The organism is Bradyrhizobium sp. UFLA06-06 (assembly GCF_054820065.1).
Window position 1 is genome coordinate 114,874 of the sequence record NZ_JADFUD010000017.1, and the last position, 24,913, is coordinate 139,786.

18 protein-coding genes and 2 pseudogenes are annotated in these 24,913 nt (G+C 58.3%); 14 read left to right on the plus strand and 6 right to left on the minus strand.

The annotated features are described in order from the left end of the window. Complete coding sequence (gene hslV, locus IF803_RS17090) at nucleotides 1-558, minus strand: ATP-dependent protease subunit HslV (protein ID WP_461192869.1); 558 nt, start codon at nucleotides 556-558, stop codon at nucleotides 1-3. A gap of 243 nt (nucleotides 559-801) precedes the next feature. On the opposite strand from hslV, the gene hisB reads away from it, so the two are divergent. The 7 genes from hisB to coaA all read left to right on the plus strand — a co-directional run bounded on the left by hisB (nucleotide 802) and on the right by coaA (nucleotide 5,636). Further along, on the plus strand, nucleotides 802-1,395 hold the full coding sequence (gene hisB / locus IF803_RS17095) for an imidazoleglycerol-phosphate dehydratase HisB (protein WP_016841476.1): 594 nt from the start codon (nucleotides 802-804) through the stop codon (nucleotides 1,393-1,395). 86 nt (nucleotides 1,396-1,481) lie between these two features. Then, the gene (locus tag IF803_RS17100) at nucleotides 1,482-2,012 is read left to right on the plus strand and encodes a DUF2628 domain-containing protein (protein ID WP_461192870.1); all 531 of its coding nucleotides are present in this window, start codon (nucleotides 1,482-1,484) and stop codon (nucleotides 2,010-2,012) included. Further along, nucleotides 2,009-2,659 (plus strand): imidazole glycerol phosphate synthase subunit HisH, encoded by a 651-nt coding sequence (hisH, locus tag IF803_RS17105; protein ID WP_461192871.1) that lies wholly within the window; start codon nucleotides 2,009-2,011, stop codon nucleotides 2,657-2,659. The genes IF803_RS17100 and hisH overlap by 4 nt, the downstream gene beginning before the upstream one ends. Beyond that, complete coding sequence (gene hisA / locus IF803_RS17110) at nucleotides 2,656-3,384, plus strand: 1-(5-phosphoribosyl)-5-[(5-phosphoribosylamino)methylideneamino]imidazole-4-carboxamide isomerase (RefSeq protein WP_461192872.1); 729 nt, start codon at nucleotides 2,656-2,658, stop codon at nucleotides 3,382-3,384. The genes hisH and hisA overlap by 4 nt, the downstream gene beginning before the upstream one ends. 9 nt (nucleotides 3,385-3,393) lie before the next feature. Next, entirely contained in the window at nucleotides 3,394-4,170 is a 777-nt protein-coding gene (gene hisF / locus IF803_RS17115; protein ID WP_461192873.1) for an imidazole glycerol phosphate synthase subunit HisF, read from the plus strand. Between the two features lie 150 nt (nucleotides 4,171-4,320). Then, entirely contained in the window at nucleotides 4,321-4,644 is a 324-nt protein-coding gene (locus IF803_RS17120; protein WP_028341982.1) for a phosphoribosyl-ATP diphosphatase, read from the plus strand. A 35-nt stretch (nucleotides 4,645-4,679) separates the two neighbouring features. Beyond that, the gene (gene coaA / locus IF803_RS17125; RefSeq protein WP_026192056.1) at nucleotides 4,680-5,636 is read left to right on the plus strand and encodes a type I pantothenate kinase; all 957 of its coding nucleotides are present in this window, start codon (nucleotides 4,680-4,682) and stop codon (nucleotides 5,634-5,636) included. 167 nt (nucleotides 5,637-5,803) lie between these two features. Here the strand turns inward: coaA and IF803_RS17130 are convergent, their stop codons facing one another. The 3 genes and pseudogenes from IF803_RS17130 to IF803_RS17140 all read right to left on the minus strand — a co-directional run. Further along, on the minus strand, nucleotides 5,804-8,053 hold the full coding sequence (locus IF803_RS17130; protein WP_461192874.1) for a PAS domain-containing hybrid sensor histidine kinase/response regulator: 2,250 nt from the start codon (nucleotides 8,051-8,053) through the stop codon (nucleotides 5,804-5,806). Nucleotides 8,054-8,156: 103 nt separating this feature from the next. After that, complete coding sequence (locus tag IF803_RS17135) at nucleotides 8,157-8,678, minus strand: hypothetical protein (RefSeq protein ID WP_461192875.1); 522 nt, start codon at nucleotides 8,676-8,678, stop codon at nucleotides 8,157-8,159. Nucleotides 8,679-8,808: 130 nt separating this feature from the next. Continuing rightward, nucleotides 8,809-9,717, minus strand: a pseudogene (locus IF803_RS17140) (YifB family Mg chelatase-like AAA ATPase); the annotation flags it as partial. A gap of 33 nt (nucleotides 9,718-9,750) precedes the next feature. Between IF803_RS17140 and IF803_RS17145 the strand changes: the two are divergent. Next, nucleotides 9,751-11,484 carry a recombinase family protein gene (locus IF803_RS17145; protein WP_461192876.1) on the plus strand — a complete coding sequence of 578 codons (1,734 nt, stop codon included), beginning with the start codon at nucleotides 9,751-9,753 and terminating at the stop codon, nucleotides 11,482-11,484. A 342-nt stretch (nucleotides 11,485-11,826) separates the two neighbouring features. Then, nucleotides 11,827-13,971 (plus strand): AIPR family protein, encoded by a 2,145-nt coding sequence (locus IF803_RS17150; RefSeq protein ID WP_461192877.1) that lies wholly within the window; start codon nucleotides 11,827-11,829, stop codon nucleotides 13,969-13,971. 272 nt (nucleotides 13,972-14,243) lie between these two features. Here the strand turns inward: IF803_RS17150 and IF803_RS17155 are convergent, their stop codons facing one another. Beyond that, on the minus strand, nucleotides 14,244-14,873 hold the full coding sequence (locus tag IF803_RS17155; protein ID WP_461192878.1) for a recombinase family protein: 630 nt from the start codon (nucleotides 14,871-14,873) through the stop codon (nucleotides 14,244-14,246). A 293-nt stretch (nucleotides 14,874-15,166) separates the two neighbouring features. Between IF803_RS17155 and IF803_RS17160 the strand changes: the two genes are divergently transcribed. From IF803_RS17160 to IF803_RS17180, 5 genes and pseudogenes are all read left to right on the plus strand, one after another. Further along, complete coding sequence (locus IF803_RS17160; RefSeq protein ID WP_461192879.1) at nucleotides 15,167-18,325, plus strand: hypothetical protein; 3,159 nt, start codon at nucleotides 15,167-15,169, stop codon at nucleotides 18,323-18,325. After that, nucleotides 18,325-18,801: a hypothetical protein gene (locus IF803_RS17165; RefSeq protein ID WP_461192880.1), complete on the plus strand. Its 477-nt coding sequence runs from the start codon at nucleotides 18,325-18,327 to the stop codon at nucleotides 18,799-18,801. Before IF803_RS17160 ends, IF803_RS17165 begins: the two co-directional genes overlap by 1 nt. Then, the gene (locus IF803_RS17170) at nucleotides 18,798-20,021 is read left to right on the plus strand and encodes a 5'-methylthioadenosine/S-adenosylhomocysteine nucleosidase family protein (protein WP_461192881.1); all 1,224 of its coding nucleotides are present in this window, start codon (nucleotides 18,798-18,800) and stop codon (nucleotides 20,019-20,021) included. Before IF803_RS17165 ends, IF803_RS17170 begins: the two co-directional genes overlap by 4 nt. A gap of 238 nt (nucleotides 20,022-20,259) precedes the next feature. Then, a pseudogene (locus IF803_RS17175) lies at nucleotides 20,260-21,688 on the plus strand (IS1182 family transposase). Between the two features lie 364 nt (nucleotides 21,689-22,052). After that, entirely contained in the window at nucleotides 22,053-24,173 is a 2,121-nt protein-coding gene (locus tag IF803_RS17180; protein ID WP_461192882.1) for an MASE1 domain-containing protein, read from the plus strand. On the opposite strand, the gene IF803_RS17185 is transcribed toward IF803_RS17180, so the two are convergent. Next, on the minus strand, nucleotides 24,168-24,830 hold the full coding sequence (locus IF803_RS17185; protein WP_461192883.1) for a response regulator: 663 nt from the start codon (nucleotides 24,828-24,830) through the stop codon (nucleotides 24,168-24,170). The genes IF803_RS17180 and IF803_RS17185 overlap by 6 nt on opposite strands. Nucleotides 24,831-24,913 lie beyond the last annotated feature (83 nt).

Consider the following 24,913-nt stretch of genomic DNA (forward strand, 5'->3'; position numbering starts at 1 on the left):
TCAGCCGCCGATCGTCTCGATCGTCACGTTCCGGTTGGTGTAGACGCAGATATCGGCGGCGATATCCAGCGCGCGGCGGACAATGGTCTCGGCGTCCTTGTCGGTATCGACCAGCGCACGGGCTGCGGCGAGGGCGTAATTGCCGCCGGAACCGATCGCCATGACCCCGGATTCGGGCTCCAGCACGTCGCCGGTGCCGGTCAGCACCAGGGAAACGTCCTTGTCGGCCACGATCATCATGGCCTCCAGCCGGCGCAGGTAGCGGTCGGTCCGCCAGTCCTTGGCGAGCTCGACGGCCGCCCGGGTCAGTTGCCCCGGATATTGCTCCAGCTTGCTTTCCAGCCGCTCGAACAGGGTGAAGGCGTCGGCGGTGGCGCCGGCAAAGCCGCCGATCACTTCGCCCTTGCCGATCCGGCGGACCTTCCTAGCATTGGCCTTGATCACGGTCTGGCCGATCGAGACCTGCCCGTCGCCGCCGATCACCACCTTGCCGCCCTTGCGGACCGTGCAGATCGTGGTGCCATGCCAGACCGGCAGCTCATTTGGGGATGCTTGCATAGGTTACCTCTCTTCCGGGCTGATTTAGGCGGTCGGGCAGGGGGTTACAATCGGGGGATTTCGGAGCGTTTTCGAGCGAAGTGGGTACCGGTTCGCGTGAAGAAAACGCGTCAGAACTAAATCGACAACGAATTCCGGTCACCATGGCCCCAAGTTGGGCGTTTCGAGGTCATCCCGCAGTAGCGAAGGTGACATCAGCCTGTTAAAAGACCGGCGTTTTCGGCACGGGAAAGCTCAATCTTCATGCGCACCGCAACCATCAAGCGCAAGACCAAGGAGACCGACATCGAGGTGACGGTCAACCTCGACGGAGCAGGCGTATCCACGGTTTCGACCGGGATCGGCTTCTTCGACCATATGCTCGACCTCCTGGCCCGGCATTCGCGCATCGACATCACGGTGAAGGCGGATGGCGATCTCCATGTCGATTACCACCACACTACCGAAGACGTCGGGATCGCGCTCGGACAGGCCGTGAAGCAGGCGCTCGGCAACATGGCCGGCATCACCCGCTATGCCTCGATCCACATGCCGATGGACGAGACGCTGTCGCGCGTCGTGATCGACATTTCCGGCCGCCCCGTGCTGGTGTTCAAGGCCGAATTCCCGCGCGACAAGATCGGCGAGTTCGACACCGAGCTGGTGCGCGAGTGGTTCAACGCCTTCGCGATGAACGCCGGCGTGACTCTGCACGTCGAGACCCTATATGGCGAGAACAGCCATCATATCGCCGAATCCTGTTTCAAGGGTCTGGCGAGGGCGCTGCGGACGGCAATTGCGATCGATCCGCGTGCCCAGGGCGAAGTGCCCTCGACCAAGGGTCAGCTCGGCGGCTGATCTCTGGAGCGTGATCCGGAAGAGTAGATGCCGGTTTTCCGAAAGATCATGCTTTAAATAAGAGTCCATCCTCGGCGGAGCGTTCGATGCCGGTCTATACAGTGCATGCCCCCGTGGCCAACGGCGCCGATCTCGCGGCGGCCGACAAGTTCGTCTTCGTGCGCGACGGCTTCCATTTCTGGGCCGCGGTTGCGGGCGTGATCTGGCTGGCCTGGCATCGGCTCTGGCTGGCGCTGATCGGCTGGTTCGTTCTTACTTTCGTGATCGATTACGCGCTGACGAAGCTTGGCGTCGGCCGCAGCGCGATCTTCTTCGTCGACCTGGTGCTGATGGTGTTGCTCGGGCTCGAAGCGGCGAGCTTGCAGCGCTGGACGTTGTCGCGGCGCAAATGGCGCCAGATCGACATCGTCGTGGGCGACGATGCGGAGGCCGCCGAGCGCCGTTTCTTCGCGCGCTGGACCGCGCGGCATCGCGGCGCTGTCAACGACCAGCGGTCGGTCGATCGCGGCGCGCCGCCGCCGACCCGCGACGTTCCGGGTCAGTCGTTCTCAAAACCCCCGTCGATGCCGCAGGGCGGCATCATCGGATTGTTTCCAGAGCCAGGAGGATCGCGATGACCGTTGCAATCATCGATTACGGCTCCGGCAATCTGCATTCGGCGGCCAAGGCCTTCGAGCGCGCCGCACGCAGCATGGAGGATCCGCAAGCTATCAAGGTGACGCGCGACCCCGACGCGGTGTATCGCGCCGATCGCATCGTGCTGCCCGGTGTCGGCGCGTTCGCCGATTGCCGCCGTGGCGTCGACGCGGTCGACGGCATGCTGGAAGCGCTCACCGAGGCGGTGCGGGTCAAGGCGCGGCCGTTCTTCGGCATCTGTGTCGGCATGCAGCTGATGGCGACGCGCGGCAAGGAGCACGTGATCACCGAGGGCTTCAACTGGATCGGCGGCGATGTCGAGAAGATCGAGCCGCGCGACGAGAACTTGAAGGTCCCGCATATGGGCTGGAACACGCTCGACATGGTGCGTGAGCATCCGGTGCTGGAGCGGCTGCCGCTCGGGCCGAAGGGACGTCACGCCTATTTCGTGCACTCCTATCACCTCAACGCCGCCAATGAGGCGGACGTGCTCGCGCGCGCCGACTATGGCGGGCCGGTGACCGCGATCGTCGGCAAGGACACCGCGATCGGCACCCAGTTTCACCCCGAGAAGAGCCAGCGCTTCGGCCTCGCTTTGATCGCCAATTTCTTGAAGTGGAAGCCGTGATTCTCTTTCCAGCGATTGATCTGAAGAACGGCCAGTGCGTGCGCCTGGAGCAGGGCGACATGGCGCGCGCCACCGTGTTCAATCTCGATCCGGCGGCGCAGGCGGCGAGCTTCGCCGCGCAGGGCTTCGAATATCTCCACGTCGTCGATCTTGACGGCGCCTTCGCCGGCAAGCCGATGAATGCGAATGCGGTGGAGGCGATGCTGAAGGCCGTCACCATGCCGGTGCAGCTCGGCGGCGGCATCCGCGACCTCAAGACCATCGAGGCCTGGCTCGACAAGGGCATCACGCGCGTCATCATCGGCACCGCTGCAGTGCGCGATCCTGAGCTTGTGAGAGGCGCGGCGAAGACATTCCCAGGTCGCGTGGCCGTGGGCCTCGATGCGCGCGACGGCAAGGTCGCGGTCGAAGGCTGGGCCGAGACCTCGCATGTGACCGCGCTCGAGATCGCGCAGCGCTTCGAGGATGCCGGCGTCGCCGCGATCATCTTCACCGACATCGCCCGCGACGGCCTGCTCAAGGGCCTCAACCTCGACGCCACCATTGCGCTTGCCGACCGCATCTCGATTCCGGTGATCGCCTCCGGCGGCTTTGCCTCGATCGACGACGTCAAGGCGCTGATGGAGCCGCGCGCCAAAAAGCTCGCCGGCGCCATCGTCGGCCGGGCGCTCTATGACGGACGGCTCGATCCGGCCGCTGCCCTTCAGCTGATCCGCGGCGCGTAGGAGGAGATCATGTTCAAGGTTCGCGTGATCCCCTGCCTCGACGTCAAGGACGGCCGCGTGGTCAAGGGCGTCAACTTCGTCGATTTGCGTGACGCCGGCGATCCGGTCGAAGCCGCGATCGCCTATGACGCCGCCGGCGCCGACGAGCTCACCTTCCTCGACATCACCGCCACCCATGAAAACCGCGGCATCATGCTGGACGTGGTCCGGCGGACGGCGGAAGCCTGCTTCATGCCGCTGACCGTGGGCGGCGGCGTCCGCACCGTCGACGACATCAAGACCCTGCTGCGCTCCGGTGCCGACAAGGTCTCGATCAATTCGGCGGCCGTCAGCCGGCGCGAATTCGTCAAGGAAGCGGCCGAGAAATACGGCGAGCAATGCATCGTCGTCGCGATCGACGCCAAGCGCGTCAGGCGCGCCGGCGGCTCGGACCGCTGGGAGATCTTCACCCATGGTGGACGCAATGCCACCGGGATCGACGCCATCGAATACGCCCAGGAGGTCGTCGCGCTCGGCGCCGGCGAAATCCTGCTGACCTCGATGGACCGGGACGGCACCAGGCAGGGCTTTGACCTGCCGCTGACCCGGGCGATCGCGGACAGTGTCCCCGTACCGGTTATCGCGTCCGGTGGGGTCGGCAATCTCGATCACCTGGTCGACGGCGTCCGCGAGGGGCACGCCACCGGCGTGCTGGCCGCGTCGATCTTCCACTTCGGGGAATTCACCATCCGCCAGGCCAAGGATCACATGGTGCGCGCCGGCCTGCCGATGCGGCTCGATCCCTAGCGTGAGCGTGGTCAGGAAAAGTGGAAACCGGTTTTCCGTGAAGACCACGCTCAAACAGGGAGAGCTGGGACTCCTTGTCACAAAAATGCTAAGTCCCCACCTAAGGGGTGGCACCCGTGTGGTGCCGCCGTGCATGCTTGAGTTGAGTTGATGTCGCGTTTCACGGTCCACGATCTGGCCGCCACCATCGACGCCCGCGCTGCAACGGGCGGTGAGGCGTCCTACACCCGCAAGCTGCTCGACAAGGGCGCGGAGCATTGCGCCAAGAAATTGGGCGAGGAAGCGGTCGAGACCGTGATCGCCGCGGTCGAGAATGACCGCGATCATCTCATCGCGGAAAGTGCCGATCTCGTGTTTCACCTGCTGGTTCTGTTGAAATCCCGCGGCGTGAAGCTGGAGGATGTCGAGGCCGCGCTGGAGAAGCGCACCTCGATGTCGGGACTGGAAGAGAAGGCGTCGCGCAAGCGCGACTAGCGCAAATGATCGAGCGCATCGAGAGGGGCGGCCTCATGGACATCCGGGCACCAGATCAACAGTACAACCCCTACCGCATCTTCACGCGCCAGCAATGGTCGCATCTGCGTGACGATACGCCGATGACGCTCGAGCCGGGCGAGTTCGACCGCCTGCGTTCGATGCACGACCGCCTCGACTTGCAGGAGGTGGAGGACATCTACCTGCCGCTGTCGCGGCTGCTCTCGATCTATGTCGATGCGACGCAGCGGCTGTATTACTCGCAGCGTCAGTTCCTCAACATCCGCGACCGCAAGATGCCCTACATCGTCGGCGTCGCCGGATCCGTCGCGGTCGGCAAGTCGACCACCGCACGCGTGCTGCAGGCGCTGCTGGCGCGCTGGTCGCCGCGGCCGAAGGTCGATCTGATCACGACCGACGGTTTCCTGTTCCCGAACGCGGTGCTCGAGCGGCAGGGCATCATGCAGAAGAAGGGCTTCCCGGAAAGCTACGACCTGCCGACGCTGCTGTCGTTCCTCAGCGACATCAAGGCGGGGCGGCGCCGCGTGCGCGCGCCGGTCTATTCGCATCTGACCTACGACATCGTGCCGAACAAATGGGTCGAGATCGACCAGCCTGACATCCTGATCGTCGAGGGCGTCAACGTGCTGCAGACCGGGCGGCTGCCGCGCGACGGCAAGGCGGTGCCGTTCGTTTCCGACTTCTTCGATTTCTCGGTCTATATCGACGCCGACGAGGCCGTGCTGCGGGAGTGGTACATCAAGCGCTTCCTGGCGCTGCGCGACACCGCGTTCACCGACCCGAGGTCCTACTTCCACCGCTATGCACCGCTGTCGGACGAGGAAGCAACGGCGACCGCGATCGCGATCTGGGAGCGCACCAACCTCGCCAATCTCGAGGACAACATCCTGCCGACCCGTCCGCGCGCGACGCTGATCCTGAAGAAGGGCGCCGACCACGTGGTGCAGTCGGTCGCGCTGCGCCGGCTGTAAGTTCTGACCCGTTAAAGCGGACCACATCAACGGTGTCGTCCCGGCGTAGGCCGGGACCCATACTCCGCGGCCCCTGCAAAGGGCAGGCGGCGAGACGTTTGTTCACCAATTTGCAGTCGTGGTTATGGGTCCCGGCCTTCGCCGGGACGACGCGGAATTTTTCGCTGCTACGCCGCGATATGCCGCGCGGCGGCGAGGCCCGCGAGCGCTTCTTCCAGCTTCTCGCGGTCGAGCGGCTTGATCAGGAAACCGTCCATGCCGGCTTCGAAGCAGGCATAGCGGTCTTCCACCAGCGTATTTGCCGTCAGTGCCAGGATCGGGGTCCGGCGGACGGATTGCGCCGCTTCATGGGCGCGGATCTGCTTGGTGGTCTCGATGCCGTTGAGGCGCGGCATCTGGATGTCCATCAGCACGAGATCATAGGGCGTGCCGGCTGAGGTCGCCGACAGCCAGGACTCCATCGCCTGCTCGCCATTGGTGGTGATGACCACGTTGTGGCCGAGCCGGGAGAGCAGCGAGCGCATCAACAGCGCGTTGATCTCATTGTCTTCGGCGACCAGGATCGAGAGCCCCTTGTCCGGCAACGCGGGTGCGGGCGCAGTGGGCGCGGACTCGGCGGCCGCCTCGATCGCGAGGCTCGGCGCAGCGATTTCCGGCGATGCGGTCAGCCGTGCGGCGAGCGACGACGCACGCAATGGTTTCACCAGGTAACCGGTGAACATGGCTGACTCAGAAGCCGAAAGGTCCTGCCGCGTTGCCGGCGTGAACATCACGATGCGATGGGTTGCGTGGATGCGGGCGGCGTCGGCAAACGCCTCCATCGCCGGGGTGCCGAGCGTGTGGTCGATCAGCACCGCGTGCCAGCTCCGCTCCGGCAGCAACGCCTCGGCGACACCGGCATCCGACACGATGCAGGTCTGCGCGCCCCAGCGCTGCAACCGCCGCGAGATCAGCGAGACCTCGATGCTGTGCGGCGCCACCAGCATGATCGACTGTCCCGTCAAGTCGGGCGCGGCGAAGCCGTTGGCCTCGCCGGTATCGGCCGCGACGAGCGGGATCGACACCTCGAAGGTCGAGCCGGCGCCCGGCGTGCTTGCGAGCGTGATGCGGCCGCCCATCCGCTTGACGATGCGGTCGCTGATCGAGAGGCCGAGGCCGGTGCCGCCATAGCTGCGCGCGATCCGATCGTCGGCCTGCTCGAACTCCCGGAAAATACGCTGCTGCGCTTCCGGCGCGATGCCGATGCCGGTGTCGCGAACCAGGAAGCTGATTTCGTTCGGCCAGATGCCGGGCTCGACGATCAGCGCCACGCCGCCGGTCGCGGTGAACTTGATGGCGTTGCCGGCGAGATTGAGCAGCACCTGACGCAGCCGCGCCGCGTCGCCGGTCACCTGCATCGGCAGCCGTTCGTCGACATAGGCGGCGATCTCGATGCCCTTGGTCTGCGCGCGCGGCGCCAGCAGCTCGGTGATGTCCTCGATCAAGCCGGGCAGCGCGAAGGCGCGGTGTTCGAGATCGATCTTGCCGGCCTCGATCTTGGAATAATCGAGCAGCTCCTCGATCAGCGCGAGCAGCGCGTCGCCCGATGTCTTGACCGCCTTGACGTAGGTCGTCTGCTCCGGCGTCAGCTGCGTATCCATCAGCAATCCGCTCATGCCGATGATGCCGTTCAGCGGAGTGCGGATCTCGTGGCTCGCCATCGCAAGGAAGCGCGACTTGGCGCGGTTGGCGGCGTCGGCCTGATCGCGCGCTTCGGCGAGCGCGTGCTCGCTCTCGGTGCGGTCGGTGACGTCGCGGCCGACGCTCTGCATCTCCGCCGGCGCGCCGGCATCGTTGCGCACGAGGCCTTCACGCCAGGCGATCCAGCGCGGCCCGAGCGGTCCCTCGATCTTCTGGTCGTAGACCCGCGTGCCGTTGGATTCGAGCGCGGTGTCGCCTTGTTCAAGCACCTTCAGCGTTGCGGTGCTGCCGATCAATTCGCTGCGGGAAATCTGCGCCAGCTCGCAATAGGCATCGTTGGCATAGGTGATGAGGCCGTCGAGGTCGCGCAGCACGATCAAGTCGTCCTGCGCCTCGAACAGGGTGGAGGCGCGCTGCTCGGCCTCCTGCAGTTCCCAGTTGCGGTCGGCCATCGCTTCATTGTGCATGGCGATGGTGCGCAACCGCTTGCGCATCAGCCGCAGGCGGATGCCGAGCGTCACGATCCAGAGGCAGGCGAGCGCGAACAGGAAGCTGACCCCGATCGCGAACGCATTGGGATCGTAGCCGCTTTGTTGCGAGAGCGCGCCCGAAATGAACCCGAAGGCGCTGCCGAACGCGACGGAGAAGATCGTGAACGAACGGACGATCGTCGCGACCCAGGAATGGCGCCGGAGGAAGCGGCGAAGGCGCAACTTGATCCGGAAGAAACGCCCCATCAATGGTGACCCTGAGACAGCTTGATCTGGCGCTGACGATGCGTCGGCCAGCTTGCAAAGTGCTTGAAGTTGGTGGCCATTTCGCGCTGCCCTCAGAACAGGGTTAGCGGGGGGTTAACTCTGCCATGACCCGGTTCGGAACGCGCGCGTCAGGCGCGGGCGATGCGGCTTCAAGGCGGCGGTGTCCGCCGCGGGCGCTGACGATCAGGGCCGCGGCATCGCGCACCGAGAATGTCTTCGACTGCACGAAGACACGGTAGTCGGACGGACCGTCATCATGCGTCAGATAGATGACGGGCCCGGTTGCCGAGGCGTCGCTGGAAATCCCGATCAGCTGCGCCGCCGCGCTGCGCTCGCAGGCGCCGGCCTCGGCGTCGTCGATGTCGTCGATCACGGTGAAGTCCGCGGCGTCGGCGCTGTCGGCGATCTGGACCCGGACGGTGGCCTGGCTGGGGTCGTCGGTGAAGCTGACGTGAAGCTGCGCCAGCCAGGGGATCGATGCGATCTGCATCGTGGCGCCACCCACCTCGATGCAGGGCCGCGGGCCCGGCAGGAACTCGGCGCGGGCAAGGACCGCGGCCACGGCAAGGGGGACCACCGAGGTCAGAATCTTCAAACGCAACATGACACAACTCGCTCGACCCAAGCTTGCCACCGATCGCGGTGCTTATGGTTTGCGGAGCGTAAACAAAACTCGTTACCGCCGCGTTGACGCGGGGTATTCCGGCACGAATCGGAACAGGGCTAAGGTTCGGTCAGGCGGCGCGACGCAAATCGTCGGCCAATGCACGATAGGACAGCGCTTCGGCGAGGTGCAGCCGGCCGATCGTCTCGGCGCCGTCGAGATCGGCAAGCGTGCGCGCCACCCGCAGCACCCGGTGATAGCCGCGCGCGGTGAGGTGCATGTTGTCGGCAGCCTCGCGCAGCAGCTTCTGCCCATGCGCGTCGGGCTGCGCGATGGTCTCGAGCAGCGAGCTCGGCGCTTCTGCATTGGTGCGGACATGCGGCATGCCGGCCGCGGCGTAGCGTGCGAGCTGGATGTCGCGCGCGGCCGCGACGCGGGCGGCAACCTCGGCCGATCCCTCCGCCGGCGGCGGCAGGATCAGATCGGCCGCAGTCACGGCGGGCACCTCGATCCTGAGATCGATGCGATCCATCAGCGGGCCGGAGATCCGCATCTGGTAGTCTGCGGTGCAGCGGTCGAGCCGGCCGCGCTTGCAGGAATAGCCGGGTTCATAGGCATGGCCGCAGCGGCACGGGTTCATGGCCGCGACCAGCATGAAGCGCGCCGGATAGGTGACGCGGTGGTTGGCCCTGCTCACCGACACCTCGCCGTTCTCCAGCGGCTGGCGCAGCGAATCCAGCACACGCGGATCGAACTCCGGCAATTCGTCGAGGAACAGCACGCCCTGGTGCGCCAGCGAGATCTCGCCGGGCTTGGCGCGCATGCCGCCGCCGGTCAGCGCGGCCATGCTGGCGGAATGATGCGGGCTGCGGAACGGGCGTCGCGCGGTCAAGGCGCCGTCGCGGATCTCGCCAGCAACCGAGGCGATCATCGAGACTTCGAGCAGCTCCGACGGCGACAGCGGCGGCAGGATCGAGGGCAGTCGCGCCGCCAGCATCGATTTGCCGGCGCCGGGCGAGCCCATCATCAGGATATGGTGGACAATTAAATTAAGATTTAGTAATGATTTTGGATGGTTATCCCCACCTCACCACCTCGACCCAAAGCCTTCTCCTATGTCCGGATGTCGACCGACCTGCAGAAGAAGGGCGACAGCCTCCGCAGGCAGCTCGATGCCTCCCGCAAGTATGCCGAGGAGCACGGGCTGGAATTGGTCGATGACCCCGATCTCCACGACCTCGGCGTCTCGGCTTATCGCGGGAAAAATCTGGCGTCAGGCGGGCTCGGACGATTTCTGGCCGCCATTCGGGATGGAAAAATCGAGCGTGGCTCGTACCTGCTGGTCGAGTCCATCGATCGGATAAGCCGGCAAACACCGACCAAAGCCCTGGAGCCCTTCCTAGCGGTGATCAACAGCGGGATAGTCTTGGTGACTATGAATCCTCTGGAGGTCTTCACAGCGGAAACGACCGACTTTTACCGCCTACTGATGGCGCTGACCATCATGCAGCGGAGCCACGAGGAATCGGACGTAAAGAGTCGCCGCCTGAAGAGTGCGTGGGCCGCGAAACGGACAATTGCGGGCCAGAAGAAGTTAACGGCTCGCTGCCCCAGCTGGCTGTGCCTTTCCGCGGATCGCAGAGGCTTCGAAATTATCGAAGAGCGTGCGGCGATCGTCCGTAGGATTTTTGACGAAGCTGCGTCCGGATACGGAACGTTCACAATCGTGCGCCGCCTCAACAACGATGGCGTCCCGACGTTTATGGGCAAAGGGGGCTGGCAGAACTCGACGGTCAACAAGATCCTCAGCAGCCCTACGGCAACTGGTGCGTTCCAGCCCAATCGAATGGAGGCTGGTAAGCGAATCCCCGAGGGTGAGCCGATCCAGGACTACTTTCCCCGAATCATCAGGCAGGACGTATTCGAAACGGCTCAGCGCGGTCGCCTTGAACGGTGGCGGAATGCGCAACCCGAACAGGGAAAAAGGCCGCATCCGGAGGGCGGCAGAAAGGGCAAGCAGTATACAAACCTTTTCTCGAAGCTGGCCGTCTGCGACTACTGCGGCGAGCCAATGCACTATCAAAACAAGGGAGCACCACCCAAGGGTCGGACGTACCTCGTGTGCTCGAATGCACTGCGTGAGCATGGTTGCGTGATGACCGGACGCTGGCGTTATGACCAGTTTGAGTCGACGTTCTTGTCCTTCGTCGAGCAGCTTGATCTCGCATCGCTGGTCCAATCAAGCGAACATTCAAGCAAGCGCAGCGAGTTGGCTTTTCAGAAAGACGCCGTCGAAGGAAGGATCAAGCTGCTTCAGGATGAGCTTCGCCGTGCGTTCGAGACCAGCATGAAGATGGCTGAGTTCAATAGCGACTTTCTGGCCGAAAGAATCAAGAAGAGCGAGCAGGAGCTGGCCGCAGCGAAGACGCTGGAAAAGCAACTTCGCCACGAGATTGCGGTCCTCGACCAGACGGCATTGACGTATTACCGTCGCCCTGACCAGGTCGCGGAGCTGATCGAGCGCGTGCGGGCAGCCAGAGGGGGGGACGCGTACAAGCTCCGTGCTCAGATCGCATCGAGGCTGCAATCGTTGATCAGCGAGTTACGCCTGACGGTCGATCCCGACACTCAGCGCTTTGAGGTGGTCTTCCGAGATGGCCAGAGCATGACACTGTTCGTCGATCCTGAAGACCCGGCGAAGTTCATCCAGAAAGTTACCGGCGCCGCTCCGGATTTCGAGATAGTCTCAGCTGACGGCGCGACCATCCAACTGCCGGCCGATGAACCAGCTCTGGACGGGAAATAAAGATTCCCAAACAGGTCACTCAGAGAACTTAAATTCCCCCAGCGGAAGAACGATGGCTTCGGGGGCCCGGGTAAGTAGCCTAATTTAAGGCGGCCCTCAGTTGGCCCTCATTTCGGATTTTCGCACTGGGTCTTCGCCACTTGTCTAGCTGGACTTCTTTCATGGCATGTTCAATCTTAGGTCGCTGGCCGAATGCAGCGCACAGCCTGCTAATTTTCAGAACACGGGGGATTCAATGAAGGACTATTGCGTCTGCGGATGGCGCTCAGCGCTCGTAAACAACTCCCGGCCAGCAAAGAGGCGCTCTCACCGAACTGAAGTCTTGCAATTAGCTGGGGCTTAATGATGAGCGCGAAGCAGCAAAAATATCCCGCCTCGTTGCGCAAAAACTTGACTGATCAACTCGGGTTCCTCCTCAATCGCAGGGCCGATGAGGACGAACTAACGTTCGACAAGGCTTTCAGTCAGATCGCCCTAGACATTCTTGGGTACGAGCCAGGATCAGGGACCTGGTCCGATGGTCGGGGCGATTTCGGTGTAGATTATTGGATCGTCGAGGAAAAAGCGGCAACGATATTTCAGTTCAAGAGTCACGATTTCACGGCGGGCCTAAATTCAGAGCTGCTGGCAGATAGTTCATACTTGGCCGACTTGCCTCGCATACGGAAGTTGCTGGAGCACCTAAACGAGGTGCCAAAAGAAGCAAGCAAAAAAGTACAAGAGTTTATCAAGGAAATCGGCGTTGCCATCCACCGCTACAGCGCCAGCCCGACCGCCAAAGAGTCGCCGTTTGAAGTCACAATATTCTTCTGCTGCCTCGCGAACGGCCTCACCAAACAAGCTGCCGAGGAGTACTCGCGATTTAGTACGCCAATAAACATCACTTGGTCGAATCAAGCGATTCACATATCGACCTTTCCAATTTTTATCGATGAGCTCATTGCAGAACGGTGGCGCGAATCCAACACAGATTGGCGGACAGCAAACGGCGAGCGAGATGATAAGGTCGAACTACAAGTATGCGGTGAAATGATCTCCTCGGCAAAGTCGGCAGTCTTTTTCACGAAAGCGTACGATCTCGTTTCCGCTTTCGATCGGTTTGGCTATCAGCTTTTTGAACCGAACGTGCGATGCGAGCTTAGGCGCTCAAAAGTAAACGAGAAAATCCGAGAATCCGTGAAGCATTCAAGGGGGCGACGAGAGTTCAAGCATTTGAACAACGGCATTACGTTGATCTGCTCGAGTTTTCAGAAAGTAAATCGGCAGGCTCCCATCATACGAATAGTTCAACCCGGGGTTATCAACGGCTTACAGACCGTGAAGTCGATTCACGATGCATTTGATGAGCTCAGTGACTCGGAAAAGGCTCACTTTGAGAAAGACTGCGAGGTTCTTGTTCGACTGCACACCCGCGAGGCCGTGGCTGATTATAAGGAGCTGGTGAAGTCGACAAACAATCAGAATCCGATGCAGCCGCGCAATCTTCGATCGAATGAGCAGGAGCAGATTTATTTTGAATCGCTGTTTGCGGACATGAATTGGTTTTATGAGCGCAAGGAAGGTGCTTGGAAGGCGTTCCAAAGCGATTCAAAGCTCTGGGGCTCGTTAAAAGGGAAACGAGTTGCCGACTTCAAGATTGAAGGACGTGCGGGTGGCGTTCGGAACGTTGACAACTTGGAACTTGCGCAAGCGTGGTTATCTTTCATCGGCTTTTCGAACGAGGCAATTCATAACAAGAGGGATATCTTCAGCGACGAAAAGTTCTACGATCTCGTATTCAAGCAGCGCGTTGCTAAGCATGGCTACGATTACAACTTCGCTTTCAACGATCCCAGCGTTCGATCAGAGGCAGATCAACAAGCCCCGAGCCCGCAGGCATTGCTACTGTCGGAGCTGTTGCGTGAGATCGCGGACGGTTTGACGCCCACACGCAAACAAAACCGAGATGACAGCGTTAAGCGACTTAAGCTGGATAAGCTGAACAAGGAGGAGCAAGATGCGGAGCTTGTTCGTGACAGCCTATATACAAGGGGCTTGGTCCTAGCTGGAGCCAAATATTTGTTCGTCGATTTTTGCGGATTGGTGTTTTTTCGGTCTTTGGGATTGGAAGTTTATAGAGCGGCGAATTGGCTTCTAAATTCAGGATCAATGAAGCCGTTCTTCGTTGGGCGAGATTTGAGTCCCATGCAGGCGGTGATAAAGTCCGATGACTTCGAAGTCGACGACGTTATAGCGGTCCTGTGGGGAGTATACAGTTATTGCCTGGAGATGATCATCGAGCAACCAAGCTGGCGACAGCAATTCGAACAAGCGGCAGTGCGCTCTCGTTTTAATTATTCGGATTACAATCGAAGAACGTTGTTCGGTCAGTTGGAGAATCTTGATCGCGTCTATCAAAAGCGAGCAATCCCCCAGCCTTGGTCAGAGGGCATCGAAAAGCATCGGGGCATCTTCGCTTATGTCAAGGCAATGTGCGGAAGGAAGTGACATGAGCTGTAACGGCTCGGAACCAACATCTGTCTAGTAGACATGACGCCCGGTCACCAGCAGGCTTTGACAGCCTCCACCTATCCATGCGTGAATTGCGTTTTGATGCTAAGGAAGGGGGCAGCCTCTTCGATGGCCAACTAGATGTGAAACCGCAGATTGCTTAGGGGTGTAAGGAGAATGTGAGACCAGAATTGCACGAAGATATTTTCCGGTCAGCGCATTAAATCAATTGGCTCGCAATCGAGCTGAAACAACGTAGTCAAACTTTATCATTCGAACCGCTTGACGTAATTCTTGACAGTCTGCGGGTAGAACTTCCGCCCGGTCGTCGTCGTAATTCCCGCTTCATTCAGGTGCCGCGCGATCTCGCTGTACGAACGCCGCAATATATCCGCATCCAATTTCGCCCTGAGTTGGGATGCAAATTCGTCAGCAGCTCTGCGGTTCTTCGCAGCCAAATACCGACCATTCAATCCAAGAATCTTCCCTCGACGTTTCGCCTCGGCCAAAGCTGCTTTCGTTCGTTCGGAGATCAGCCGACGTTCCTCCTGGGCGAGCGCTGCAAAGATATGAAGCTGGAAGTCCGTTGCGTTGGGCATCTCAGCGCAGACAAGCCCGATCCCTTGCTCGAGAATGCTGGCGATGAAGCTGACGCGGCGGGAGAAGCGGTCGAGACGAGCGATAACGATTTTTGCGTTCTCGCGTTTGGCCAGCTGTATCGCCCGTTGCAACTCCACGCGCGAATCATCTCGACCTGACTGAACGTCGCAAAACTCAGCGATGAGCATTCCGGCTCCTGCGACGAACTCGCTGATCCTATGATGCTGAGCGGCCAAGCCGAGCCCAGATTTGCCCTGCCTTTCCGTAGAAACACGGAAATAGGCAATGAACTTGTTCACAGGCGCCCCTTTTGAAGTTCAAAAGAGCCCGGTCTCCAAATCTATCGGTCAAGACAACGGTCGAACAATGACGCGCATGCCAATCAGAAGGCGGCTACGAACGTGCAAAGAGCTTGGACAAGGCCGGCATTCATACGCGACATCGATGCTGAATCGATAGTTGCGTTCCGATTCCAATACCTCACCGGATAAGCTCACCCTGCAATGCACAATGAGCTCACGAACTATAGTCGACCTTTGACTGGATAACCGCAGGTTGTAAGAAGGTGGGCTGGTTCCACTTCGGACGATTCATGCCCAAAAATACGAATGCTAATAGACTACGAAATCTGGCTCGCGGCGGCGAAAATTATCGCCACCTTAGGTGGCGAGTCTTCACGCTTTTAACTGAAAGCGCCGGAACACTGGTAACGCCACTGACAGATTATTTAAGCACTACGTTTTTTTCACTGTTTTCCAGTCCTCAACAATACGATGAAGTATCCTCCCCCCTACACGCGCTCCCAATGCTGGACCGAGATTGGGGCATACTGCAACGCTTGGCTGCAGAAGACAGGAGGTCGATACGCAAAGCGTACCTGCAACTGGTCGTTCGATACGTAACTACAAACAGTGCAGCGGTACTGCGGCTGATTGAGCTAGAGAAACATATTTCCAAAAAGCTATTGAGCCTTGAAGCCTTAGAGATTTCGAAATCTCTCGACTCGGTTAGACCTATCGACAAGCAATCCCTTTTTATATTCAAACTGAATTGCGCCTTGAACGCCGATCGGCACGGGACGATTGCAGACTATTTTGCGAAACAGCCCCACTCCGACTGGGTACGTCAGCGCTTTCTGTATCCGCTAATATTTTATTCTATCAATCTGCCTGCCAAAGAGACGTTTGACCAAGTCCTCGGTCAAACGTTTCCTAGCCAGGAGCAGAGGCGAACTGAACTCGAGTTGGTAAAACTTCTTATAGCAGACGATTCCGATTCTAGGGCGACGCTAGCATTCAAGTGCTATGCGGCTTTGCTTTGTCATCCATTTGATGCTTTGCAAATTATCACCGCCCACCTGGAATCGACAATAGCTCAAGGGCGACCGCTGGATGAGCTGGAAATCGAAGCGGCCAAGCAGCTGTATGGCTCGATTGGAGCACAAAGGCTAAAAACAATCTTGCAATTCGCCGAACGTCACACATGGCATTTCGAACTTAATTCGATCGATCTACCGATATCTTCGAACCTACGACTCGATAAGGTGCAGGCAGACTTTTTCGAAGCATTCTTGAGTCTCGACGCATCGTTGCCTCGATCGGTGCCCGATGGGGTCTATGAGTTTCTGGCGCGGATGCGATGGCATCAATATCCCACACAGTCGGACTTCACAGACGTTGTTGCGATAGCACGACGATACGGCTTCTCCGAAGCCGGCCGCTTGCTTGGCGTGCTCCTGACCTCCCTCTACATGGTCGAACGCCGAAACACGCAAGACGAATACCTTCAGTTGATGAGGCATCTGAACCTTTTTGGATCAGTATCGCCGTATGTGCTTTCCTCGCCAAGGGGCGCCACCGCGCTTCAAATGGGCTTCATTTTGACTCACGTAGGCGCGGAAAAGGCAACCGACGCTGCTATGCAGAATGTTGACCTCAACACACGCTGGTGGATCAAGAGATTGCATTGGCATCTCCGACTACCTGAAAGGTCGATGAAGATCTCGGATTGGATGGCGCAGGTAAGAAGCCAAATCCCTTTGTCAGGAAACAGTCGGTTCCTCTCCGGCATTGATTGGTCCTGGATAGATAGCGTAATCAAGGCGCTCCGGATCAAGCCATTCCAAGGCCAAGTCGATGGCATCTATGTTCTGTTGATGCGAGCCATGGAGCAGCGACAGCGTGAGCCAAATCCCCTCATGCTTGCCCTCAACCCTTTGGTATGTGAGGGAAGTCGCCTGAGCGGTTTGGTGGCGCTCCTCATGCGCGAATACGAGGCGGATGCAGTTGCCTTTGTTCGCTTCTTCCTGACCCCGTCGATGATTTTAAAGATGCGGTTGGAAGCTAACTATACAGCGGCACTATCGGAACGATTGAATGCGTTGGAGCTTTGTGCAGCCGCCTGTGGCTTCAACGACGACATTATGACTGCTGAGCAATTTGCTTACGAACAAAGGACGCTGACGACGGCATTGACATTTATCTCCGTCGGAACGGCTCAATTTGAATTACCATGGGAAATTTTCAGTGCGGATGTATTAGCAAACGTAGCCGACGAATTCAAAACCTACTTGGCCGTTAACAAGACGTACAATGAGCTGCCATTGCTTTCAGACGCACGCACAACGGCAGCTCATGTGTACCGAAATAAAGAAGTACGAACATATGAGTTCAAAAACAGAGAGTGGCCTCTTGTTCAAACGGTCTGTCGCATTGTAGATGCGTTTCTATCTCACCCCTCCTACGGTATTGAATCTATCCTTGCTATTCGCATACGGCATGACAACTTGCGGCGAGAATTCGCCGTTGCGCTGTCAGGCTTACGCCGAACGAGGCTGCAAGGGGTCGCGGATTACGAACGTGATCGCTGCCTGTCCGTCATAGAATCACACGTCTATGCTGCTTTGCAGAGCTGGATCGATGCATACATGCATACGAAAAAAGCGAAAATACAACGGGGCCTCTTTGAGTTCTTGCCGGATCAGGCGGAAATGGCAAACTTCGTAACGCGACTGCAAAATACATCGAGCTTAGAGGAAGTTGTCAGTCTTGTCGTTCAGTGGCTCCGGGATCGACTTGAGAGCCTGCTTCTTGTCGCTAAGGCAAAGCTCCTGGGTGAACTACAGCCCGCGCTAAGAAGTGCAGTTCAGACCGCTAAATCTGTCCTAAAAGATGAGGGATTGAGCGCGACGGCACTTGATCGCGTCCACGGCACCGCTGAAGCGCTGATCATGAGCAAGGCAGGCGAATTGCGTTCTTGGTTTGAGGCGCCGAGGACTCCGCGAAGAGAGCGTCTAGTATATCCGGAATTGAAAATGGCGGTTGAGGGTAGATTTCACGACGAAGTCGCCGCTGGCCGCCTGATAATTTCATTTGAGGCAAGCGACTGGAACGAGGAAATTGTGCCACCGGAGATGTTGAGATCCGCTTTCGATCTTTGGTGCGAGCTCACTATGAATGCTCTCAAATACAGCAATCGACCCGAGGTGCGAATACGTATCCATCAATTCAAGAGTGGCGACGTGAGGGGGTTGGTCTTCTCTTCCTTAAGAAGCGGAGGGGAGGTGCGGGCTGATACCTATGTAGCAGAACCAACATCGGTTAACGAGCCAATGCTCAAAGCCGGCAAATCCGGGCTGAAGATTGTGGCCGCTCTGTCAGCGTCTATTATTCGCCGCGCCGTGGAGGTTCGCGTCTTTCAGCGAAGAGGAGCCTTCCATGTGTTCGTCCCATTTGCTCCAGCGAGCGGCTAATGGTTGATCAACGGCGAGTGCTAATCGTTGAAGACGTCGATCACAAGTACAAGGACGTCGTTGAGGTTCTCGAAGCAACCACAAATGGTTCGATCGAGCTCGTTCGAGCAAAGACGGTTGTAGACGCAGCAGATCTTGTGAAGCAATCAGGTTGGTTATTGATCATATTGGACATATCAATGGATATCGCCCCAGGGTCCGGTAGCACTATGCGGGAAGGCCACGCCAATCTTGGTGGGCTTGATATTCTTGAGCAGATGTACCTTCTGGAGAAGGAAAGTCCGACGGTCATTGTAACGGGCTATGACTACTTCGTGCGATCGTCTTCGGATGATGAAGTTAGCGATTCTCATACACTCCAGGACCTGGAGAGCCAGGGAAGATCATTGATCGGCGCTAATCTGCTGGGCTGCATCCGTTATGGTGCGCCTGGTTGGGCAGAACATCTGCGAGCGCTCGTGGAGGGCTTACTATGAAGACGCTCGTCGCGCATGACAGGCCGGAAGTCGCTCAGACAATCAAAGCTATTCTTGAAGAGCTGTTGCCTGGCGAGAACGTCATTACGATAGTGGAGGACGGCGTGGCGAGCCGAGAGGCTCTTCGAAGCACGTTATACGACTTTGTCATACTCGATCTTACCCTTCCGTACATTAAGTCAAAGTCGTCAGCGGACTATACAGTCGCAGAAAATCTCCTCGTTGAACTCTTTGAGGGGGAGACGCTAAACGTGCCTGGAGACCTTATCGGTGTCACGAAAGATAAGGTGGCTTTAGAGAAAATAGACACGCGCATAGGGGCCCATCTTTTAGCAATTATCGAGGAAACCGAAGGTGAAGATTGGCTAGCCAGGTTGAAGGATCGAATTTCGTTCGCGCGAAAGGCAGCTCGTTCACGTCTATTAAGCATCTATCAGCAGCATGACTACGACGTCGCGATCATCACGGCCCTGGATGAAGAAAGTGCACCTTACGCAGACATCTTCGAACTAAGTGAGCTGTCCCGTTGGCCAGGAGCGAAGGAATTCCTGTTCACAGATATGCAGGGCTCGATTCGGCGCGGAGTGATTTTCTCCGTAGGAAGAGCTGGACAAGCATCGGCCGCCTCAGCCTCTCAAGCTCTTTTGACGCAGTTTAGGCCATCTCTGTTCCTTATGTCCGGATTTTGCGGAGGCTTTTCGACCAAGACACAAGCCGGCGATGTGATCATCGCCGAAAGCGTCTTCGACTGGGATAGCGGTAAGTGGAAAGGAGAAGGCGAGAATGCCAAATTCTTTCCAAGACCTGAGCCGATCAATATACGAGACACGAAGGCTCATCATGTTGCTCGAGCACTAGTCCAGTCCAAGTTGAGTAACAGCGATGCCGTGATAGGTAAAGCAAGTGCGCTTTCGAGCGGCGAGATAAGCAACGTTTCGTTCAAGCTGGGTCCGATAGCCAGTGGTTCGGCGGTAGTGTCCAACACCGCGATAATCAGCCGTATCGAGCAGCTGAACGATAAGATGCTCGGTGTTGATATGGAGGCGTACGCATTTTTCTATGCGTGTACGTCTACAAGGGTGATCAAACCGTCCTATCTCTTTATTAAGGCCGTCGCAGATTTCTGTGATATCGCAAAAGATGATAGACTACACAGCGCGTGCTGTTTTCTGTCCGCAAGCGTCGTGGCCGAAATCCTGAGCAAGAGATGGCAGTTCTAAGGGCACGTACTTGCCAATCATAAACCAGCGTTTATGTTTGACGAGCTTACATGATTTCGTTTGCCGATGCTTACTGCTGGTACACGGTGGCCACCGTCCGCGCTTTCCGAATTCCATTTCTGCTTTCGAGGGTAGAACGGACACGCCACCACGGCGGAGACACTTCCGATTTTGACCCTGGCTGTGTGAAAACGCTGCTGCTTTGCTATGATTCCCTCGTGATCTGCGGGGGAAGCAGATGAGGCGCTTCGTTAATCAGGCGGATCGTGGGCAGTGGACGCTATTGCCCGAGTGCCTCGATGATTTCATTGACGAGAGTAACCCTGTTCGCGTGATCGACGTGTTTGTCGATGCGCTCGATTTGGCCGAGATGAGATTTGAGGGGGTGGAGCCAGCGGCTACTGGTCGGCCATCGTACCACCCCTCGGTTCTCCTCAAGCTTTACATTTATGGCTATCTGAACCGGGTTCAGGCGAGCCGGCGGCTCGAACGAGAGGCCGGACGCAATGTCGCGGTCATGTGGCTGCTGGGTCGGCTCGCACCAGATCACAAGACGATCGCGGACTTCCGAAAGGACAATGGCCTGGCGCTGCGCAGGGTATGTGCGCGCTTCGTCGAACTCTGTCGTGAGATGGGCCTTCTCGCGACGGCGAGTGATGGCAGCAAGTTCAAAGCCGTGAACAACCGCGACAAGAACTTCACACGGGCGAAGGTGGAACGGCGGCGTGCCCAACCGGAAGAGAGCGTCTCGCACTATCTGAGCCAACTTGACACGGCCGACCGGCAAGAGCCGACGGCACTGGCCGCGAAGGTGACGAGGCTTACCGAAAAACTGACGAAGCTGAAGGAGGAAATGGGCAAGCTTGCCGCTTACGAGAAGCAGATGCTTGCTTCGGCTGACCAGCAGATCTCGCTGACCGATCCCGACAGCCGCTCGATGGCGACGAGCGGGCGCGGTTCCGGCGTCGTTGGCTACAATGTGCAGGTCGCCGTCGATACCGAGCACCATCTGATTGTGACGCATGAGGTGACGAACAGCGGCTCGGATCGGGCTCAATTGGCCAATGTGGCCAAGCAGGCGAAGACTGTTCTTAAGATCGAGACGCCCGAGGCCGTTGCCGATCGCGGCTACTTCAGCAGCCTGGAGATCCTCGCGTGCCATGAGGCCGGCATCACCGTAACTCTGCCCAAGCCGCAGACGTCGGGTGCCAAGTCAGATGGCCGCTTCGGCAAGCAGGACTTTGTCTATTTGCCGGAGGAGGACGCCTATCGCTGTCCGGCTGGGGAGCAACTGCCGTATCGCTTTACGAACGAGGAAGATGGCAAGCGGTTAAGGCGCTACTGGACCACAGCCCGTCAAAATTGTTCGCTCAAATCGCGATGCACGACAGGGCCGGAGCGACGGCTTCCACGTTGGGAGCATGAGCATCTGCTCGAAGCCGTGCAGCAGCGCCTCGATGCAAACGCACAAGCCATGCGCGTGCGTCGCGAGACTGTCGAGCATCCGTTCGGGCACCATGAAGGCCCGCATGGGAGCGACACACTTCCTCACCAAAACGCTTCCAAAAGTAGCCGCCGGGATGGCTCTCTCGGTCCTGGCCTATAATCTGACACGGGTCATGAACATCGTCGGGACCAAGCCACTGATGGCCGCGATCGCGGCCTGAGACCAAACCGTCCTGGCTTCCCACCGCCCTCCAGGGGAAGGGTGTTTTTACACGACCAAGACCCATTTCGGACTTCGCAGGGCAAAGGCTTACTACCAGCTGCGCGTTCTGCTAGCTCGAAATGGGTAGTTTCCTCAACGAACCCGAATTGCGATTATGCAGGGCAATTGCGGTGGGCCGCCGGGGTTGTGGGGGCGACGTTGATTCTATCAGAGTCAGCGACAGGTCGCTTAGCTCCGAAAAGTTGGTGCACTTTAGATGCTCCAGCCTGTCGGCAGTAAAAGTAGCGATCTTTGATCTTTATCAAGGAGATCAATAGGTCAGCCATGATGGACGATCCAACTGCCTGATCCAGGCGCCGACGATGTCCGATCCACGATCACTGACGCCGGAGATAAAGTTCCGCCGAAGCTTTGGCCATGCCGGCGGCCTGGTCGCAATTGGAGTGACCTATTTCGCCTTGGCAAAAGGCGGCCTTGCTCTCGCCTCTATTCATCCCAATGCAACGCCAATTTGGCCACCGACGGGTGTCGCGCTGGCGGCGGTGCTGTTGTGGGGATATCGGACTTCGCCCGCAATTTTCGTGGCAGCGGCGATAGCCAATGCGACGACCGCCGGCTCGGTTGCCACCGCAATTGCGATTGCGACCGGAAACTCTCTTGAAGCGGTTGTTGGCGCTTACCTGATCAATCGATGGTCGAGCGGATGTAATACTTTTTCGACGCCAAACTCCGTCGCGAAGTTTGCTCTGATTTGCTTCGTGATCGCAACACCGATCAGCGCCAGCATTGGACTGACCAGCTTGGCAACCGCCGGGTACATCGAACGGACGAATTTCGCGAACGCCTGGGTCACATGGTGGCTGGGAGATGTGACCGGCGCGCTGGTCATTGCCCCCGTTATCGTGCTTTGGGCGTCAAGCCATTACCATGCTTTCAACCGCGATGAATTTTTAGAGACCGTCTGCGTCCTCGCAACAGCGGCGGCTGTTGGACTCATTGCTTTCAGCCCCCTGATCGAGCAAACGCCGAGCCGAAATCCACTGGGTTTCCTTGCGATCCTGCCAATGTTGTGGGCGGCGCTGCGCCGCGGTCCACGTGACACCGCAACGGTTGCGCTGGTGCTTGCGGGTATCACGATTTGGGGGACGCTCACGGGCGGCGGCCCGTTCACGACCGCGGACATCAACGTTTCATTTCTGCTGGTGTTGATGTTCTTGATCAGCATTACCGTTCCAAGCTTGTTGCTGAGTGCCGACGTCGAGGTGCGCAAGAAAGCGGAGGAAAGTCTGCGCCGCTCGCAGATCGAACTCGAACGGAAGGTCGCAGAGCGTACGCAAGAGCTGGAACGCGCCAATGCAGCAAAATCGCACTTTCTTGCCATGGCAAGCCATGATTTGCGGCAGCCATTACATGCACTAGGCCTGTTCGTTGCACAGCTGCGCACGCCGCTCAAATCGTGGGAAAGGGCAAAGACGATCGAGCGGATCGATGCAACGTGCAAAGAAATGGATGAAATGTTCAATTCGCTCCTGGATATTTCCAGGCTCGATGCTGGAATCTTTACACCCACAATTACCGAATTCCCGATCGCGCGCCTGTTGCAAACAATTGAGACCAGGTTTGATCAAGCAACGCGAGAAAAAGGCTTGCGTCTACGCGTTAGGCGAAGTGACGCCTGGGTGCGGAGCGACGCGATGCTGCTCGAACGCATACTGCTCAATCTGGTATCCAACGCTGTGCGCTATACATTGCGGGGCGGGATCCTCGTCGGATGTCGTCGCCGCAGTGAAATATTGCGTATTGAAGTATGGGATAGCGGTCCCGGCATTCCTGAGGATCAGAAACAGAATATCTTTGGCGAGTTTTTTCAGCTTCCTGGCCCAGAACGGAACCGGTACGGCGGCCTGGGGCTTGGCCTGGCTATTGTCGACAGGCTGCGCGTACTTCTCAACCATCAAATCGACTTAGCTTCGACTGTGGGCCGAGGTTCGCGATTCGCAATCCTGGTTCCAGTTGCCGATGAATGCGTCACGTCCACCGAGCCCGTCGACTCACCTCGCCCCGCAGTCTTTGCGGTCGAAGGCAGGGTAATCCTTGTTATTGCCGATGCTCCAATTGTGCTGGAGGAAACGGGCGGATTACTTGGCAAATGGGGATACTCCGTCCTGACCGCCGGATCCGACGAAGGCGCACTTATCCGACTTGCTGAGTGCCAACAACGCCCCGATCTTATAATCTCGGATTATCATCTTGCGGGCGGAAAGACCGGGATCCGAGCAATTGAACAAATTAATGCAGTGTTTGGCTCATCAATTCCAGCCATCCTCATCAGCGGCGATACGGCAGCCGAACCATTACGCGAAGCCAAGGATAGAGGGTACATTTTGCTGCACAAGCCTGTCGACCCAATGCGGCTCCGCGCTGTCATGCACGAGTTCTTTAGGGATCATGACGACAGGAGAGACACCGGGGCGACGTTATGAGTCAGATTTCGGCGACAATTCCCAGCCCATTTTTCCTACTTTTACTATCGCTTCGGTGCGGCTCGTTACGTTGAGCGCCTTGAGAACGACCGTGATGTGGTTCTTCACTGTCGGCACTGCCATATTGAGAGTCCTGGCAATGATCTTGTTGGTTTTTCCCTTCATCAGGAGCGCAAGCACTTCAATCTGCCGATCGGTCAACCCGAGACCCTTGGGAGAGTCGCGCGTCGCTAGCTTATTTGTAAGCCGCGGAGACGTTGTTTTCTCAAGAATCTCCGAGGGAATGTAAATTCCGCCGGAGAACACTAACTTGATGGCGTTGAGCATGACCTCACGTTCGGTAGTTTTCGGGATGAAACCCAGAGCGCCAAGTCTGAAAGCCCGCTTGACTGTATCTTGATCATCCGAGGACGAGAGAATGATGATAGCAATGGTCGCATAGCGGTCACGCAGTTCGCGGAGGACAGCGAAGCCATCTCGATCAGGCAAATTGATATCAAGCAAAATGAGGTTGATGTCGGGATGTTCCTCGACTATGTGCAGGGCCTGACGGCCGCTCGAAGCTTCAAATATGACGGCCTCTCGCTTCAGTTGTTTCACGACAGCGTGCAGCGCCTCGCGAATTAATGCATGATCGTCGACAATAAGAACCTTCATAAAAAGCTCTCCGTCATCCCATTGCACGGAGATCCAATTGAAAAAATCATACACCCGCCTTCGGGTCTTTGGCGAGGAAGAAG